Source organism: Streptomyces sp. FXJ1.172 (assembly GCF_001636945.3).
Classification (GTDB): Bacteria; Actinomycetota; Actinomycetes; order Streptomycetales; family Streptomycetaceae; genus Streptomyces.
The window spans coordinates 8,997,031-9,012,397 of record NZ_CP119133.2; the positions used below are offsets into that span (position 1 = coordinate 8,997,031).

Here is a 15,367-nt window from a genome sequence, read left to right on the forward strand (position 1 = left end):
CGACGGGGTCGTACATCGAGGAGGAACGTTCATGCACGCTCGAAGGATCGGCGCGGCCGCCGCAACCGCAGTGGCGGTTCTGGCTGCCCGCGACCTCATCCAGAAGAAGCATGCACTGCTCCGGAATTACCCGGTGATCGGGCACGCCCGGTACCTGTTGGAGAAGATCGGGCCGGAGCTGCGACAGTACATCGTCACGTCCAACGAGGAGGAGCGGCCGTTCAGTCGTGACCAGCGTTCCTGGATCTACGCGTCGGCGAAGGAGGAGAACAACTACTTCGGGTTCGGAACCGACGTCGACGTCGAGCACGTGCAGGGGCACGCCTACCTGAAGCAGCGCACGTTCGCCGGCACTCTGCCCGACGCGCACGACCCGCAGGCGCCGCTGCCCTCGGCCAAGGTGCTGGGCGGACCGCGCGGGCGCGCCAAGGCGTTCCGGCCCGCGAGCGTGGTGAACATCTCGGCGATGAGCTTCGGATCGCTCTCGGGCGCGGCCATCACGGCGCTCAACAAAGGGGCGGCACTGGCGGGCACGATGCACAACACGGGCGAAGGCGGGCTCTCGCCGTACCACCGCAACGGCGGCGACCTCGTCCTTCAGATCGGGACGGCGTACTTCGGCTGCCGCAACGAGGACGGCAGCTTCAACCTGGACAAGCTCAAGGACGTGGTCGCCGGGGCCCCGGTCAGGGCGATAGAGATCAAGCTTTCCCAGGGCGCCAAGCCGGGGTTGGGCGGGATGCTGCCGGGCGCGAAGGTGACCGAGGAGATCGCCGGCATCCGCGGCATCCCGGTCGGCAAGGACTGCGCCTCCCCGTCGCGACACACAGCGTTCACCGACGTCGACTCGATGCTCGACTTCGTGGAGTTGCTGGCCACCGAGACCGGTCTGCCGGTCGGGGTCAAGAGCGCGGTGGGGGAGATGGGCTTCTGGCAGGAACTGGCCACGCTGATGGCGCGCGGTGACCGTGGTGTCGACTTCGTGACCGTGGACGGCGGTGAGGGCGGCACCGGGGCGGCGCCGCTGATCTTCACCGACTCGGTGTCGCTGCCGTTCCGCATGGGCTTCTCCCGGGTCTACGGCACCTTTGCCGAGCTGGGGCTGACCGACGAGCTGACCTTCATAGGCTCCGGCAAGCTCGGCCTGCCCGAGAACGCGATGGTCGCCTTCGCCCTGGGGGCCGACATGATCAACGTAGGCCGTGAGGCGATGCTGTCCATCGGCTGCATCCAGGCCCAGAAGTGCCACACCGACAAATGTCCCACCGGCATCGCCACTCAGAACCCATGGCTGGCCCGCGGCGTCGACCCGGTCTCGAAGGCCACCCGGGCCGCTGCCTACCTGCGCACCCTGCGCAAGGAGCTGATGAAGGTGTCGGCGGCCGTCGGCGTCGCCCACCCGGCACTCATCACGGCCAAGGACATCGAGATCATGAACGGCGACTACGAGGCCCGGACCCTGGCCGGCGTCTACGGTTACAAGGACGGCTGGGGCGAACTCGGCCCGCACCTCGCAGATGGGATCACGGCACTGCTCACCCCCCAGTAATGCTTCGTTCGGTTCTGGCTCTGGTTCTGCTTGTGGTGAGTGGGCGGCCGCAGGTGGTGCAGGTGCCGGTCCAGCACCTCAACAGTTCCTGCAAGACGTCGAGGACCTGGTAGAGGGTCAGGCCGACGGGTGTGCTTTTGGGTCGGGGTCGAGCCGCCGGAGGGTGCGGACGGCCTGGGCGGCGGTGACGAGGGTGACGTGATGGTGCCGGCCGCGCCAGGTGCGACCTTCGAAGTGGTCCAGGCCCAGGCCGTGTTCGAGTTCGCGGTAGTCGTGCTCGATCCGCCGGCGCATCGTCGCCCACCGCACCAGGTCAGCGATCGGGGTGGCGGGCGGTGAGGTCCATCGCGGAGGGCGCGCCGTCGTGGATGCGCAGGGCGAGGTTCGTGATGCCTGTCGGCAAACGTTTGCCGACAGCTGAGACCTCACCGGCTGGTGAACTTCCCTCGGTGAGCCCACATGAGGGCCAGCCGGGGTGCGCAGGCTGTGCCGTCTTGTCCAGAGACTGTGGTTGGGGACGGCCGTCAGTTGGGCCGCCGACTTGAGGCGCGGGCCAGCGCTGCTCGGGCTCGTACGACTTCGGCTTCGCGGCGCCGATCGCCAGTCTCTCGAAAGATGGCAGCAGCGGTGGAAAGAGCCTCAACGGCCTCGTCGAGCCTGCCTACCTGACACAGACTGAGCCCGACATTCTTCCAAGCAATGCCTTCGCCGTGGCGGTCGCCCAGCTCCCGGCAAAGCGACGCGTCCTGGGCACCAACGTCAGCAGCCTCGTCGAATCGGCCTTCTTCGGCGAGGGCTTGTCCGAGGAAATTCAGCGTAGAGGCCGCACGGCGGCGATCGCCGGTTTCCCGGAAGAGGCTGGCAGCGCTGGTGAGTGGAGTGATGGCCTTGTCAGGGCTCCGCTTCTGATGCAATATTTCCCCGAAGTTGCCCAGCGCCATGGCCTCGCAGTGAGGGTAGCCGATCTCCTTGGCGAGGCGAGCAGCGCCAAGGACAGCGTCGGCGGCCTCGTCGAATTTACGCATCTGGATCAATGCGGCCCCGAGGTTGTTCAGCGCTTGTGCCTCCCCATGGGGGTCACCGTATTCACGAAAGAGGGCAACGGCATCAGTGTGAGCCTTGACTCCCTCCCCGAACTTGCGCGCGCCGACCAGGGCCAGTCCGAGGGTGTCCAGCGTCACGCTCTCTGCGTGGCGATCGCCCAGCTCCCTCCAGTGAGCGAGAACCTCGGTCAAGTAGCCGACGGCCTCCTCGGATCCGCCCAACTCGATCTGAATGGGCCCTAAGATGCCCAATACCCTGGCTCCGCCCAGGCTGTCTCCCATCTCCCCGAAAAGAGCTGCAGCATCGGTGAGGACATTGGCGGCCTCCACGAATTTCTCCAGGAATGCCAGAGCCTGTCCGAGATTGCTCAACGTCGTGGCTTCTGCGTGGCGGTCTCCGGCCTCACGGCAGAGATCGAGAACCGCCGTGAAGATGCCGGCAGCTTCTTTGAACCTGCCTGCACGGATGAAGGCACGCCCTAGACCATCAAGCGCTGCTCTCTCATTGTGGCGGTCTCCGGCTTCACGGCAGATGGCAACGGCGGCATTACTGAGGTTGATCCAGTCGTTGGCGTAGCGGCGCAGGTCGAAGAACGTGCCAAGAGCCAGTACGAGTCCTGTCGCGGCGGCGTGGTGTGCAGGGGCGGCCGTGGCGGCGGCGACGAGGTTGCTCTGTTCGGCATCCAGCCACTCCAGTGCCTGATCGCGGTCGGTGAAATCGTCCGGGAGGGGCAAGCCCGGCGTTGTCTGCAGGTGGATGTCGGCGGCCTGAGCGGTAGTGAGGTAGTGGTCGAGCAGGCGGGTCACCGCCGCATCCCGGCCGTCGTCCGAGGCGCGGGCGTGGCCGGCCTCGTCCGCGAAGAGCCGGACCAGATCGTGCATCCGCCAGCGGCCCCAGACCTGCCCAGGATCGACCAGGTGCGCGTCGGCCAGGTGTTGCAGCAGTTCTTCGGCCCTGTCCGTGTCGGTGCCGACAAGGCGGGCGGCGGCTTCGGTGGACAGTTCGGGCCCGGGGTTGAGGGGCAGCAGTCGGAACAGCCGGACGTGATCACTCTCGAGGAGCCGGTAGGACAGGTCGAAGGCGGCCCGGACGGCCCGGTCGCGGCGGCTCAGCTTGTCCAGGCGGGTGTGCTCGGCCTGAAGGGCGGTGGCCAGGGAGGCCGCGGGACGGGCAGGCGCAGCAGCCAGGAGGGCGGCGGCGATACGCAGGGCCAGCGGCAGGCCCGCACACAGACGGGCAATCGTCGTGGCCGCTTCCGGATCGTCGGCAATGCGGGTGTCGCCGTCTCCACGGGCGTGGCGTAGCGCCTGGTCGAGCAGGGCGATGGAGGCCGACTCCTCAAGGACGTCGAGGTCGTGGAGGCGGGCGTCGAGTCCGTCGAGGGTGTGGCGGGAGGTGACAAGGGCAGCGGTCACACCGTCGGTGGGCAGCAGCGGGCGGGCCTGCTCGGTGGTGAAGGCGTTGTCGACGACCACCAGGATCCGCTGCTGGTGTTCGGCGTAGGCGGCCAGCACGCTGCGGTACAGCCGCTGCCGGTCTTGCAGACCGTTGGGTATGTGATCGCCGGGCATGCCCAGTGCCCGCAGCAGGCCTTCCAGGGCCCGCTCGGGAGACAGGCGGCGCTCGGGGTCGTAGCCGGACAGGTCGGTGAAGAGCACCCCGCCGGGGAACCAGCCCGGCTTCTTGCGGGCCCGGGCGGCGGTCTGGACGGCCAGTTCGGTCTTGCCGATGCCGGCCAGACCGGACACGGCGGTCACCAGCACTGCCTGCCCGGCGCCCGTGCCGCTTTCGCCTGGGGCCAGGTCCTTCAGCAGCCGGTCGACGTCCTGGTCGCGGCCGGTGAAGGCAGCAGAGGGGGCGGGCAGGCCGGACAGGGCCGGGGTGATCTGCGGCGGCAGCTGCACGGCGATGTCCCGGCCCTGGATGACCGCGTGGAAGAAGAACCCACCGCTGATCGTGTTGTTGACCCGGCCATCCGCTGCGCCCTCGTGGGCTGCCTCTGTCTGCCCCATGCCGGTCAACCCCGCGCCGGTGGGAGGATGCTGTCACCGTCGTCGGTATCGGCCGTCGGCTGCGCGGCCGGTGCGGAGGGCGCCGGGGGTGGGGTGGTGAAGGACAGGCCGGAGAAGTCCCGGCCCTGCAGCACCGGCCCGTGCTGGGTACCGCCGCTGATGGTGTTGTGCACCGTGCCGTCGCCGGTGCTCATCAGCTTGGCCTGCTCCTGCCAGGCTTCAAGCCCGTTGCGGAAGTCCGCATCCAGCGCGGCCCGTACGGCGAGTGCGGTGCTCAGCGCCTGCGCTTGCTGCTGGTCGGCCGGATCCTGTTCCAGCCGCGCCAGCTCCGCCTCCCCGGAACTGACCGCTGGTGCCTTTTCACCGGCATCGCGGCGGAACGGGCGCCGCACCAGAGCCGTTAACCCCGCCCAGGCCTGCCGCCCGAGTTCCCCGCCAGCCCCGCCGGCCAGCGCCGCCAGCAGCCCTACCGATACCGGGTCCACTCCGCACCACCTTCACCTTCCGTAATCAGGCTATTACTAAGAACGGAACGAGCGGGAAGGAAACGGTAGTTCCCACCCGTCGCCAGGCGTCCGCCTCGTGGCGCCCGTCGCGCGCAGCGACGGCAGCAGTGGATTCCCTCATACCCGAAAGGCCCGGACGGCGCCCCCTTTGCCGGCCACCGAGCACGTCAACGTATGGCGTCGATCCGTCTCCGCACTGCGTGTCCCCTCAGCTGCCGTGATCGTTACCGGAGTATGCGAAAGATCATCACGACCGCGGCGTTCGCCTTGGCTGCCATCGCCATGTCTGCTCCAGCTCACGCCGACAGCGGCGACGGCAGCGCTTCCGCTGCGCCGGCCGGGAACATGGGCCGCACGCTCCTGTGCGCACTCACTTCGATCACCGGAACGGGCGACGGCGTCCATTTCGACCGCTGTGTGAACGCCGACCCAACACATCCGTAGCACGGTCTGGACCGCGAGCACAGCGCCCAGGGCCGCGTTCTACCCCAGGGAACCTGTGGATGCAGCAGCGCAGCGGTTCGCGCCCTGGGCAGCCCGCTCCGCTGCCTGTCCACGTGGATGGCCTCGCGATGGCGCCGGTTGCGACGGCCGTACGGCGCGCCACAGTCACCCGAGCGCGATCCCCGGTACGCAGAGCACCGCGAGCCCGCCGAGGACGCATGCGACCGGGGATGCGCACACGATCACGATCACGGGCGTCAGGAACGTACCGAGCGGTGTCTTGGTGGCGCCCTGCTCGCCCGTTCTGGCCAGGAATATGCGGCTCGGGTGGCAATTCGCCGCGCTCTCGGCGCACCGGACCTGCCCGTGCAGATCGGTGAACTCGCCTGATCGTAAAGCCTTCTGTCGAGACGATCGGCCCCTTGCATCGCCCACCGAGCAGCACGCCGACGTCTGCGCCTTCGAGCATGGCCTGGAGACGGGAACATGGTCGGCCAGCCGCGGAAGCCGCAACGGACGTGGCCACGCCGGTGACGGGCGCACACCCGTCACCGTCAGGCTTCACGCGGACCGCGCCGAGTACGTCCCGCCTCAGGCTTGATCTATCGAGCAGGACCGCGACGCACATCATGAGGGCGGCGCCTTGGCCGGGTCCACCAGCAGTGCCCGGCTGTCGCAAGCGCCTCTTCCGCCTCGCCACGTAGGACCAGCCCTGACGGTGGCGCCGGTCGACCGCCCTGACGCTACGTCAGATTTTTGTGGAGGTGTGACTGGACCACAGGGCGCCGCCCGAATTCGGGCCGCCGCCCTTGCGGTACACCACGAAGTTGCCGTCGTCCTGGAGCAGGGCGTAGGCGCCGTAGTTGCCTGCGGTGCCCGTGTGCCACAGCCACTTGGAGACGAGGCGCGGGTGGAGCCCGACGTCACCGTCGGCATCCACGTCCAGGGTCCAGGTGTCCTTGCCGCTCGTACCGCTGTTCCAGATGGCCTTGTTGTCGCGCTTGCGGTAGATGACGAGGTTGCCGTCGGTCTGGAGCACCATCCAGACGGTGGCGGACTGAGCCCAGTCACCGAACCACATGCTCTGGTACGGGGCCGACGGGTAGGGGGCGCATCGGGTCGGCGAAAACTCGTGTGTCATGGAGGACCACTTGGGCCCCCACGAGCCCTCGTCGCCCCAGACGGTGAGTTCGCCGTCGGAAGTAAGGCGCACCATGCCATTGGTGGCGCCGTAGGTCTTGCTGCTCCACAAGGCGCCGCCGGTCTTCGCGTCGCCGCCCTTGGGGTAGACGACGAAGTTGCCGTCCAACTGCATCACTGCGTACGCGCCCGGGTGGCCGGACGTCTTGCTGCTCCACAGCGCGTGCCTGGGGCCGCCGGGCGTGGTCACCGCATAGAGGACCAGGTTGCCGTCGGGCTGCATGACCAGGCTGGTGGTCTTGCTGAGGCTGGTGAGGCTCGCCCCGGGAGCGAGTCGATCGCCGCGGTCCAGGACGGCCACACCCGCGTCCTGCAGAGGGTCGCAGTTGACCGTGTCCGTGGGCGCGGGAGCGGCGGACGCCGTCGGCACCAGGCCGGTCACCGCCGAGACGGCGAGTAGAGACGTGAGTGCGCCACGCATGAGGTGTCTGCGCATGAGTTGGATATCCCCCTTGGATTGGTGATGCCCCGTAGTCAAGGGCTGTCGTTAAGAGCTGGTCATCGGTGGTCGGGGTGGTCTGGGCCCGCCAGCCAAGATCTATTTCTACATGGAGATGTCGGCGCCGCTGTACCTGGGGGAGGGGATCGAGGCCTCAGGGGTGTCCGAACAGCGCGAACGACGCGGGTCGCTGGGCCGGACAGGACGACGGTGACTGCGCTGCTCTGCAGAAGGGCCTGCGCGTCACGGCCAGCCGGGTCATGGCGGCAGACCGGCCGTACGGCCGTACGGCCGTACGGAGTGCAGCGATCTGATCGGCACGCTGATCGAGGCCGCTGCCGCTGAAGGATCTTTCGGCCCTTCAAGGTTATGACGGGCATGGGGCGTTGACTGGGCTGGGCGAGCCTGGCGCGGGTCTGGCGCGGGGAATCACAGGACCGGTTGCTTGGTACGAGCCGTTGTCGCATCGGGCCCCAGGCTCCAGGCCGGCCCGAAGACGATCAGAACTGCCGCGTGACCGCGTGGCAGGCCGCTTGGACTGGTCTACGGCCTGGCCGTGGTCGTGGAGGTCGCCCGGGCCGGGCCACCCCCTGGCCGTGCATCTGACCTGGGGCGGGCCGAGTGAATTCGGCGCCGTGCGGTGCTGGTGTGGGTTGCCTGGTCGGACAGATGTCTCCCGGCGCTGGTCATGCCGAGCACCGGAGGCAGGCGCGGACTTCTCGGCCGCTGTGCGTCTGGTGGATCTCGGTCGACTGCGCGAGGTACTTGACGATGCCCGTGCCGCGTCCGTGTTCGTCCGGGGCGACGTCGTGTGAGCCACGCTCCACCGTGGTTCCCGAGTCACTGACCACGATGTACAGGGCGCCGTGGTCGAGGACGAGTGCCAGCGTCATGCACTCGCGGCCGTACTGGGCGGCGTTGGCGGTGAGTTCGTCGACGATGAGCACGGCGGAGTCGCGCTCGCTCTCGGGGACGCTCCAGCACTCCAGTAGATCCGCCGTAAAGTGACGCGCGGCGGACACGTGTGCCTCCCGTGCGGGCAGGGTCAGTGTCGCTCGATGGGGGCAGGGCCGCGAGCTGGCGCGCTCGGAATCGGTCACAAACATGGTCTTCTGGCTCTTCTGTGCGCGTGTGGAGGCTGGATCAAGGTGGGTACCGCCAGGAACGCGGAGGTGGTCGGTACGCCGGAACCTGTATGTGAGCGCTCATCTGGTAATACGCACGGTGAGTGGCATATGGTTCGAGCGATTCGCACCTTTTTCCCGACTCGATGGCTTCCGGTTGACCTCACGCACGGATCGTGACCAGCTTCTGGCCGTTGCCAGCGATGATCTCGAAGCGGTCGATGGATCCCGGAGACATGGGGACCGCCCCTGGAATCTTCGTTCCGGTCGGGTACTGGCCGGCCCGCCAGGTAGCGGCGTCCGCCCTGGTCCCGCCGGGTCCGATTGCCTGCAGTCGGCAGATCATGCCGGCCGGCGCACCATGGGCCGAAACCTGGAGGACACTGCCCCAGGCCGAGGGGAAGACCTTCACCGAGGCGGTGACGCCGGTGGAGGAGTCGTTACCGGAGAAGGTGCGCGACGGGGTCGGAGCGGTAGGTCCGGGTGGCTTACCCTGGCTTGTCACTGATGTGCTGGTCGCCAGCCAGGTGCCGCCCACTGCCGCCGCCGCGACCAGCATCAGGGACGTAGCCGCGCCGGCCAGTTGCAGCCGCCAGGTCCTGCGACGCCGGGCCGCGGCCCGCTGGAGCATCCTGTCGATCAGCGCGGCCTGGGGAGCCTGGGGCGCCACGGACATGCCGGACGGTGCCTGCGGCGCGCCCTGCGCGCTCCGACCTGCCCGCCGCACCAAGCGGTCGGCCAGGTCCTCGGCGCCGGCGGGCACCGGCTGGCCTTCCGCTTCGGCCGCAGTGACCATGGCGAGCAGCGCCGGCAGTCCGGACAGCTGCTCGTACTCCACCCGGCACGCGTCACATGTCGCCAGGTGGGCCCGCACCTGTTCCATCTCGGCTGGGGGCAGCGCGCCCAGGACGTACCCTCCCAGTGCCATCCGCACGGCGTCGTGGTCCGTGTTCATCGCCGGCACCTCCTCCATGCCTTGCTCATGGCTCGATGCCTCGTTCCTCCAGCGCAAGCCGGAGGGCGTGCAGGGCGTAGTACGTCCGCGACTTGACGGTCCCCAGCGGGATGCCCAGCACACCCGCGGCCTCCGCCATGGTCCGGCCCCGGTAGTACGTCTCGACCAGTACGGCACGGTGGTCCGGCGACAGTGTCCGGATGGCGTCGGCCACCGCCCAGCTCTGCAGTGCCTGCTCGATCTGGTCCTCGCCCGCCGTCTGTTCGGAGGCCCGTTCCAGGGCCTCGCTGCCGGTCTCCGCAGGCCTGGCGCGCCGGGCCCGGTGGGCGTCGATGACCAGGTGCCGGGCGACCGTGAACAGCCAGGCCCGGGCCGAGCCGCGGCGGGGTTCGAACGCGGTGGGGTGCTGCCATGCCCGCAGCAGGGTCTCCTGCACGACATCTTCGGCCCACTGCCGGTCTCCTGACGTCAGGCGCAGCGCGTAGTGGAACAGGGGGCCCGCGTGCTCGGCGTACAGAGCGCGGATCAGTTCCTCGTCCGTGGCCGAAATGGCCCCTTTACCAGAGACACGGTGTCCGGAGCGATCCGTATCAGCTGTTTGGCCACGTTTGCGGGTGCTCCATGGCATAAGTCGATCATTACGCACATACGCTCGTGTGTCGCGCTGCGCGCTGCGTGCTGCCCCTGTGTGCCGTGCGACGCCCTCGCGACTGGGTCGTGCTGAGGAGATCAGAAGAAAGTTCGACAAAAGTCGTGAATCGGTTGAACCGGGTGGAACCGGCGCCCGTGAAGTCAGACAAGAGCTGAGACGCGCGGCAGATCGTCGAAGAACGTCGCTGCACTGCCGCCGTAACGCGCCCCCGCTTGCCGGGCCCGTTGCGGGACGCGCGGCCCTCGCACGCGCATACCGCGCACGTCAGACCGTCGCGCGTGCTCGGCCACCCCTTCCCCCACTTCTTGATCGGTGAGGAACAAACACCATGTACCCGAATTCTGGTCATGCCGGCCACCGGTCGCGCGTCGCGGCCGGGCTCGTAGCCGTGACGGCAGCCGCTCTGTGGTTCCTGAGCGCGTGCGGCCCGTCCCCGCATTCCACCGCAGTCGGCGCCATCACGCCCGGCGCTGGTCGGCATGAGGTGGCCGGTATGCCCGGTGCCCCCGCGCCGGGACATGCGGCGAGCACCGCGCCCGGCGATTCGCCGATGCCCGGCATGAACATGCCCATGCGTTCGCCGGAGACGGGCGCAGCTGACGAGCCGGTGACCGCAGACGCCGTGACGATCAAGAACTTCGCGTTCTCCCCGACCGCGCTGGAGGTCAAAGTGGGCACCACGGTGACCTGGACCAACCAGGACACCGATGCCCACACCGTCACCAGCGCCGCATCGGGCGGACCGTTGCACTCGCCCGCACTGGCCACCCACGTCACCTACGGCTACCGGTTCACCAAGCCGGGCACCTACGCCTATCTCTGCACCATCCATCCCTTCATGACGGCCAAGGTGGAGGTGACCCGATGACCGGGTACCGCGAAGCTCAGGATCCAGCCCCGGGCGGTGCCGCCGGCCGGACAGCCGGAGAACATGACATGACACGCCGTCAACTCATGCGACATGCTGGATGGTTCGGCGGGGCCGTCGTGCTGACCGTGGCCGGCGGAGAGGTGATCAGCCACATCGCCGGCTCCCGGGGAACCGGTGCCGAGGCCGCTGCGGGAACCAGCGGCGCCCTGCGGTTCGTGCAGGTCTCCGACAGCCACATCGGCTTCCACGGGCCGGCGAACGTGGACGTGGTCGGCTCGTTCACCGAAGCGATCGACCAGGTCAACGCGCTCGGGTTCCGGCCCGACTTCGTCATGCACAGCGGCGACCTGACACACCTGTCCACAGTGGACCAGTTCGACCATGTCAGGCAGATGATGACCCGGCTGCGCACGGACCGCGTCTTCACCGTGCCCGGCGAGCACGACTCCATCGGCGATGCGGGTCGCGCATACCGGGAGATCTTCGGCAAGGGCACGCTCGGCGACGGCTGGTACAGCTTTGACACCCACGGAGTGCACTTCATTGCCCTGGTCAACACACTGAACCTGGAAAAGCTGGGCCACCTCGGCACCGAGCAGATCAACTTCGTACGCAAGGACCTGGCGGGAGTGTCGTCGGACACGCCGATCGTGGTCTTCAGCCACATCCCGTTGTTCGCCATGTACCCCAAGTGGGGCTGGAGCACGGACGACGCGTTGAAGGTGATCGCGCTCCTGCGCCGCTTCTCCTCGGTGACCTGTCTCAACGGACACGTCCACCAGCTGTTCACCAAGACAGAGGGCAACATCACCTTCCACTCTGCCACCACCACTGCTTACCCACTGCCGAAGCCGGGACAGGCTCCTGCCCCCACCCCCCAGGTCGTGCCCGCCCGGCAGCTCAAGACTGCGCTGGGCATTCGCACCGTGGGCTACCGGCAGGGCGACCGGGAACTGGCGATCAAGGACAAGAAGCTGGCATGAGCCAGGGAAGGCCGTGGGGAGCCGCGGACATGCCCGCAGGAGATCAGCAGGGCGCCCTGGTCCGCGGCCTGCCCCAGCATCCGGCGCCGGCCGTCCCGTGCGCGGGACTCGTGCTCGTCGAAGGTGGGGCAGTCGTCCGGCTCCATGATCTGCAGTGGGCTGTGCAGCAGATCCCGCGTGAACACCGCCTGGTCCGTTCCCGGCCACAGCCTTCGCAACCGCCACAACACGCCGTTGATCACTTGTGTGGGCTGGGCGCGGACCGTGGCCACATCAGCTGACTCGCATCCGGGCATGGAGAGAGCAAGCAGTCGATCGCCTCGAGCCGCACCGCAGCAACGCTGCCAGCGACGGCGCGTTGGAGTGAAGGTCCAGTGGACGCCATTGGGGGCTGCTCCGATCAGCCGAGCCGGCGCAGATGCTCGACACTCAACCGAGCGGCTGCGCCGATCGCGGGATCGGCCTGCGGTGGCCGAGGACCAGGCCCGGTGGGTCTGGTGAACACCGCCACCGCGAAACGGGATCCGTCTGGGAACTCCACAACACCGACATCGTTGCTCACACATCCGGGAACGGTGCCCGACTTGGCGGCTACCCGCACCGCGGCACTGAACCCGGTGGCGATCTTCCGGGTCAGCCGCTGCTGACTGAGGATGGTTCGCACTGCCGCGCATGCCTCACCCGGTCCGGCCTCGTCCCGCCAGACCAGCCTCAGCAGGGCTGCCATCTGCCCGGCCGTTGCGCTCGTGACACGTCCGGGCTGCAGGGACGGAGCGGACAGGACACGTTCCCAAATGCGGTCGGCATCCCCTGGTGCGCCCGCTTCGCGCATCGCGCGCTCCATCTCCGCCCACCCGGCGAAGCCGGCATCGCAGCCAATCGCATCGAACTCCTCCCGGATAGTGCCCGCCAAACGGATCCGGTCCAGGCCCAACCCGGCCAGGCGAGCATGGATCCGAGGCACCGACACCCGGCGGATCAGCACATCGGTCGCGGTGTTGTCGCTGATCGTCATCATCATTCGGGCGGCATCGCGCAGCGAGACCTCGGCCTCGTCCTCAAAAATACAAAATCCCTGACCGCCTGGCGTGGCTTGCGACGGCGAGAGCCGAACACGCTCCGCCAGGTTCAGACGCCCCTCGGCGCCCTGGCAGAACAGCTCCAACGCCACCGCGATCTTGAATGTCGACGCGGCGACCACCAACTCGCCATCACCCAGCACCACCTGCCCGGGACCGTCGATGTCCAGGACAGCCACATTGCCCTTGCACCCGGCCTCGGCAAAAACCTCTTCCAGTCTGTCCTCGATCACTCGCCTACGATGGTCTGTCCTGCGACCATCCTGAGTCGGGATTCGCGGACAGTGAACGAATCCGTCGTGCTGCGAGTCCGGCACTTCGTGCCCCGAGCGAGCAACCACGCGACCCGAACTCACGTTGAAAGGACATCCGCCGAAAGTGACCTTCCGGGTGCTGGCGGACCAGGTGGAAGGGGCACTGCCACTTCACCGGCCAGCGGTCCTTACTCGGGATTTCGCGCGAGTGCTCTGACCGGAAAGGTTGAGGGCGTCATGATCCGGTACCGCTTCATCACGCGGCTTTGCGTGATCGCCCGCCCCAGCGGATGCCCTTCCCGCTTCGGGCGCGGGCGTGTTGTCTCAGACGGGGCTGAAGTGCGACGCGCCGTCAGGGATCACGTAGATCGGTGCGCCGTCAGGCCGGGCGGCACGGATCGACCTCAGCGTGGTCGGCACGTTCGCGGCACCTTTGCTGCGGCGGTTGACGCCCCACAGGACGTCGTCCCCGATCGAGTAGCGGCCATGGAAGCAGCGGACACCGCGGGTACGGTGGTACGCAGCGGGCAGCCGGTCGGGGTGACCCTGCTCGGCCCAGCCGGGCCCCGCGGCGGGCGTGATCCCGAGCGGGCCGAACTCGTCGAACGTCAAGACCCGGTCCGGCGTAGTGCTTCGCGGCCGATGCAGATGACCCGGCCATGGACTTCCCACAGGCAGGCGACGAGTTTGCGCAGCGCCCAGCACGCGAAGGTCCGGCCCGGCTATGCCTCTGCTGCCGCGCGCGACTCCTCGGACTGGCCATGCAGGACATGGTCTAAGCCGTCGGCGACCAGCGCCAGCCAGATGCGTGCAGAGCCTGGGCCCTGTCGATCACGATTCCCTGACGGAGTCTCTTTTCTTCAACGTTCTTGTGGGCGGCGCTGGCGGTCTGCTGCTCCGGGTGCCTGCGATAGACCTCGCCCGGCTGGGCCTGCATCCACCCCGGGCTGACCGCCTCGCAGAACAGAGCGACGGCGAGATCCTCGTAGCCCGGAAGCGCGGGCCAGCCGCCCACGAGGCGCACAAGGTCCGTCCGGGCGGTCAGCGTGGTTCCCATGACCGGTATGCCGCGCTTGGCGCCGTCCAGGAGAACCTGCTCCGGCAGCGGTCCGGGGGCGGGATGCGGGCCTGGCTCCAGGCGGCCGTCGGGGTAGAGATCCAGGAATGGGGCAACTGTCCAGCCGTAGGAGGGATTGCTCTGCAGGACCTCGATGTCGCGGGACAGGGTCTGCTGGTCAGGCAGTAGATCGTCGGCGTCGACGCAGCGCAGCAGAGTTCCGGTTGCGCGCCCCAGGCCAAGCGTGCGGGCCCGGGCGGCTCCGCCCCAGCGGCCGGTGCCCTTAGAAATCCATGAGGCGTCCGGGACGGCCTCGAGCGGCTTGCCCGTTTGTCCGTCCTCCTGTACCACCCACTCGAGCTGCCAGCCGCCGGGAAGCTTCTGATCGGAGAGGCATTCGTACAGTTCATGCAGGTATGTGTGCCCACCCTCGTACACAGGCGTCAGAACGGTGATCGTCGGCATCGGGGAAAGTCTCCATTTCGGCACTTGATTGACGTGGACAAGGGCTGAGCGGTTGGCGGGCACTGGGATGTCTGAAGCCCAGTATCTCGTGATCCGGTTGTTGCTCCGGTGGCGCGCAATCGCGTCGGCCCAGGTCTGCACGGGGCGGCGGCATCGAGAATCCGGCCTTGTCCTCGAGGCGCAGCCATGTTCCGAGTGTCGCCGCCGTCATGCCGCCTGCGGCCACACGTCCTTCTGCCACAGTCCCGCTGCCTGCTCGTTGCGTTCCGCAGCACGGCGGGCGGGACTCTGCCACGACCAGCCGTGCCGGTGCAGCAGCCGCCACGCCGCTGCCGTCGAGCAGTCGATGCCGAACTTCCAGGCGACAGCGCTTCGATCCGGGCCACGATCCTCCGCTGGTCCTCCCAGCTGTGCTCAGCGGGACCGAGGGCCCTCTCGCCGCGCCGGTGGTGCTGGATCCGACTGACCACCTGGCATCTGGAGGTCCGGTCCCTGTACTGGCCGCCGCCGCAATCGACCGGGTCGCGGAACGGATGTTCGACCGGCACGGATCGACGTCGGCCGACTGGTGTGGGTGGTGTGCGACAGCCGCCGCAGCCCGAGATCGTCAGCGTGCTGGTGAGCTGTCCGGTGCGGCCACGCGGCCCCTGGCGTAGCCACAGAACTCGCCGCTCACCGGCCGTCGTCGCCTTCGGCCGTGCGGCCACCGCGGTCGCCCACGGCGACGGGCTGG

General features: G+C 68.3%; 13 protein-coding genes and 3 pseudogenes. 4 read left to right on the forward strand and 12 right to left on the reverse strand.

The window, feature by feature from the left end; genetic code table 11:
* The first annotated feature begins 31 nt into the window (after positions 1 to 31).
* Positions 32 to 1,549: an FMN-binding glutamate synthase family protein gene (locus tag A6P39_RS40475; RefSeq protein WP_067040085.1), complete on the forward strand. Its 1,518-nt coding sequence runs from the start codon at positions 32 to 34 to the stop codon at positions 1,547 to 1,549.
* Between the two features lie 117 nt (positions 1,550 to 1,666).
* Here A6P39_RS40475 and A6P39_RS40480 read toward each other — a convergent pair.
* The 3 genes and pseudogenes from A6P39_RS40480 to A6P39_RS40490 form a co-directional block, all read right to left on the reverse strand.
* Positions 1,667 to 1,894, reverse strand: a pseudogene (locus A6P39_RS40480) (IS701 family transposase); the annotation flags it as partial.
* A gap of 179 nt (positions 1,895 to 2,073) precedes the next feature.
* Positions 2,074 to 4,605 (reverse strand): tetratricopeptide repeat protein, encoded by a 2,532-nt coding sequence (locus tag A6P39_RS40485; protein ID WP_067040079.1) that lies wholly within the window; start codon positions 4,603 to 4,605, stop codon positions 2,074 to 2,076.
* Positions 4,606 to 4,610: 5 nt separating this feature from the next.
* Positions 4,611 to 5,090 carry a hypothetical protein gene (locus A6P39_RS40490; RefSeq protein WP_067040076.1) on the reverse strand — a complete coding sequence of 160 codons (480 nt, stop codon included), beginning with the start codon at positions 5,088 to 5,090 and terminating at the stop codon, positions 4,611 to 4,613.
* Positions 5,091 to 5,345: 255 nt separating this feature from the next.
* Here A6P39_RS40490 and A6P39_RS40495 point away from each other — a divergent pair, with 255 nt between their 5' ends.
* Positions 5,346 to 5,555: a hypothetical protein gene (locus A6P39_RS40495; protein ID WP_159395952.1), complete on the forward strand. Its 210-nt coding sequence runs from the start codon at positions 5,346 to 5,348 to the stop codon at positions 5,553 to 5,555.
* A gap of 748 nt (positions 5,556 to 6,303) precedes the next feature.
* Here A6P39_RS40495 and A6P39_RS40500 read toward each other — a convergent pair.
* The 4 genes from A6P39_RS40500 to A6P39_RS40515 all read right to left on the reverse strand — a co-directional run bounded on the left by A6P39_RS40500 (position 6,304) and on the right by A6P39_RS40515 (position 9,901).
* The gene (locus A6P39_RS40500) at positions 6,304 to 7,191 is read right to left on the reverse strand and encodes a hypothetical protein (protein WP_079133156.1); all 888 of its coding nucleotides are present in this window, start codon (positions 7,189 to 7,191) and stop codon (positions 6,304 to 6,306) included.
* 689 nt (positions 7,192 to 7,880) lie between these two features.
* Positions 7,881 to 8,216 (reverse strand): ATP-binding protein, encoded by a 336-nt coding sequence (locus tag A6P39_RS40505; RefSeq protein ID WP_234378739.1) that lies wholly within the window; start codon positions 8,214 to 8,216, stop codon positions 7,881 to 7,883.
* 265 nt (positions 8,217 to 8,481) lie between these two features.
* Positions 8,482 to 9,273 carry an anti-sigma factor gene (locus A6P39_RS40510; RefSeq protein WP_067040170.1) on the reverse strand — a complete coding sequence of 264 codons (792 nt, stop codon included), beginning with the start codon at positions 9,271 to 9,273 and terminating at the stop codon, positions 8,482 to 8,484.
* A gap of 25 nt (positions 9,274 to 9,298) precedes the next feature.
* Positions 9,299 to 9,901, reverse strand: a complete 603-nt coding sequence (locus A6P39_RS40515) for a sigma-70 family RNA polymerase sigma factor (RefSeq protein ID WP_079133155.1) — start codon at positions 9,899 to 9,901, stop codon at positions 9,299 to 9,301.
* A 517-nt stretch (positions 9,902 to 10,418) separates the two neighbouring features.
* Here A6P39_RS40515 and A6P39_RS40520 point away from each other — a divergent pair.
* Positions 10,419 to 10,793, forward strand: a complete 375-nt coding sequence (locus A6P39_RS40520) for a plastocyanin/azurin family copper-binding protein (RefSeq protein WP_234378738.1) — start codon at positions 10,419 to 10,421, stop codon at positions 10,791 to 10,793.
* Between the two features lie 86 nt (positions 10,794 to 10,879).
* The gene (locus A6P39_RS40525; protein ID WP_234378737.1) at positions 10,880 to 11,779 is read left to right on the forward strand and encodes a metallophosphoesterase family protein; all 900 of its coding nucleotides are present in this window, start codon (positions 10,880 to 10,882) and stop codon (positions 11,777 to 11,779) included.
* On the opposite strand, the gene A6P39_RS40530 is transcribed toward A6P39_RS40525, so the two are convergent.
* From A6P39_RS40530 to A6P39_RS45690, 5 genes and pseudogenes are all read right to left on the reverse strand, one after another.
* Positions 11,728 to 12,075, reverse strand: a complete 348-nt coding sequence (locus A6P39_RS40530) for a hypothetical protein (RefSeq protein WP_331454184.1) — start codon at positions 12,073 to 12,075, stop codon at positions 11,728 to 11,730. The two genes, A6P39_RS40525 and A6P39_RS40530, sit on opposite strands and share 52 nt — an antisense overlap.
* A gap of 104 nt (positions 12,076 to 12,179) precedes the next feature.
* Entirely contained in the window at positions 12,180 to 13,091 is a 912-nt protein-coding gene (locus A6P39_RS40535) for a serine hydrolase (protein ID WP_067040063.1), read from the reverse strand.
* A 363-nt stretch (positions 13,092 to 13,454) separates the two neighbouring features.
* Positions 13,455 to 13,831, reverse strand: a pseudogene (locus A6P39_RS40540) (IS630 family transposase); the annotation flags it as partial.
* A gap of 56 nt (positions 13,832 to 13,887) precedes the next feature.
* Entirely contained in the window at positions 13,888 to 14,634 is a 747-nt protein-coding gene (locus tag A6P39_RS40545; protein ID WP_067040060.1) for a glycosyltransferase family 2 protein, read from the reverse strand.
* A gap of 109 nt (positions 14,635 to 14,743) precedes the next feature.
* Positions 14,744 to 15,071 (reverse strand): annotated as a pseudogene (locus A6P39_RS45690) (helix-turn-helix domain-containing protein); the annotation flags it as partial.
* Between the last annotated feature and the right edge of the window lie 296 nt (positions 15,072 to 15,367).

Bases quoted from the DNA above. Each gene is read 5' to 3' on its own strand.
- A6P39_RS40475 (WP_067040085.1), top strand. From the start codon at position 32: ATGCACGCTCGAAGGATCGGCGCGGCCGCCGCAACCGCAGTGGCGGTT.
- A6P39_RS40485 (WP_067040079.1), bottom strand. From the start codon at position 4,605: ATGGGGCAGACAGAGGCAGCCCACGAGGGCGCAGCGGATGGCCGGGTC.
- A6P39_RS40495 (WP_159395952.1), top strand. From the start codon at position 5,346: ATGCGAAAGATCATCACGACCGCGGCGTTCGCCTTGGCTGCCATCGCC.
- A6P39_RS40500 (WP_079133156.1), bottom strand. From the start codon at position 7,191: ATGCGCAGACACCTCATGCGTGGCGCACTCACGTCTCTACTCGCCGTC.
- A6P39_RS40510 (WP_067040170.1), bottom strand. From the start codon at position 9,273: ATGAACACGGACCACGACGCCGTGCGGATGGCACTGGGAGGGTACGTC.
- A6P39_RS40515 (WP_079133155.1), bottom strand. From the start codon at position 9,901: ATGCCATGGAGCACCCGCAAACGTGGCCAAACAGCTGATACGGATCGC.
- A6P39_RS40520 (WP_234378738.1), top strand. From the start codon at position 10,419: ATGCCCGGTGCCCCCGCGCCGGGACATGCGGCGAGCACCGCGCCCGGC.
- A6P39_RS40525 (WP_234378737.1), top strand. From the start codon at position 10,880: ATGCGACATGCTGGATGGTTCGGCGGGGCCGTCGTGCTGACCGTGGCC.
- A6P39_RS40530 (WP_331454184.1), bottom strand. From the start codon at position 12,075: ATGCCCGGATGCGAGTCAGCTGATGTGGCCACGGTCCGCGCCCAGCCC.
- A6P39_RS40545 (WP_067040060.1), bottom strand. From the start codon at position 14,634: ATGCCGACGATCACCGTTCTGACGCCTGTGTACGAGGGTGGGCACACA.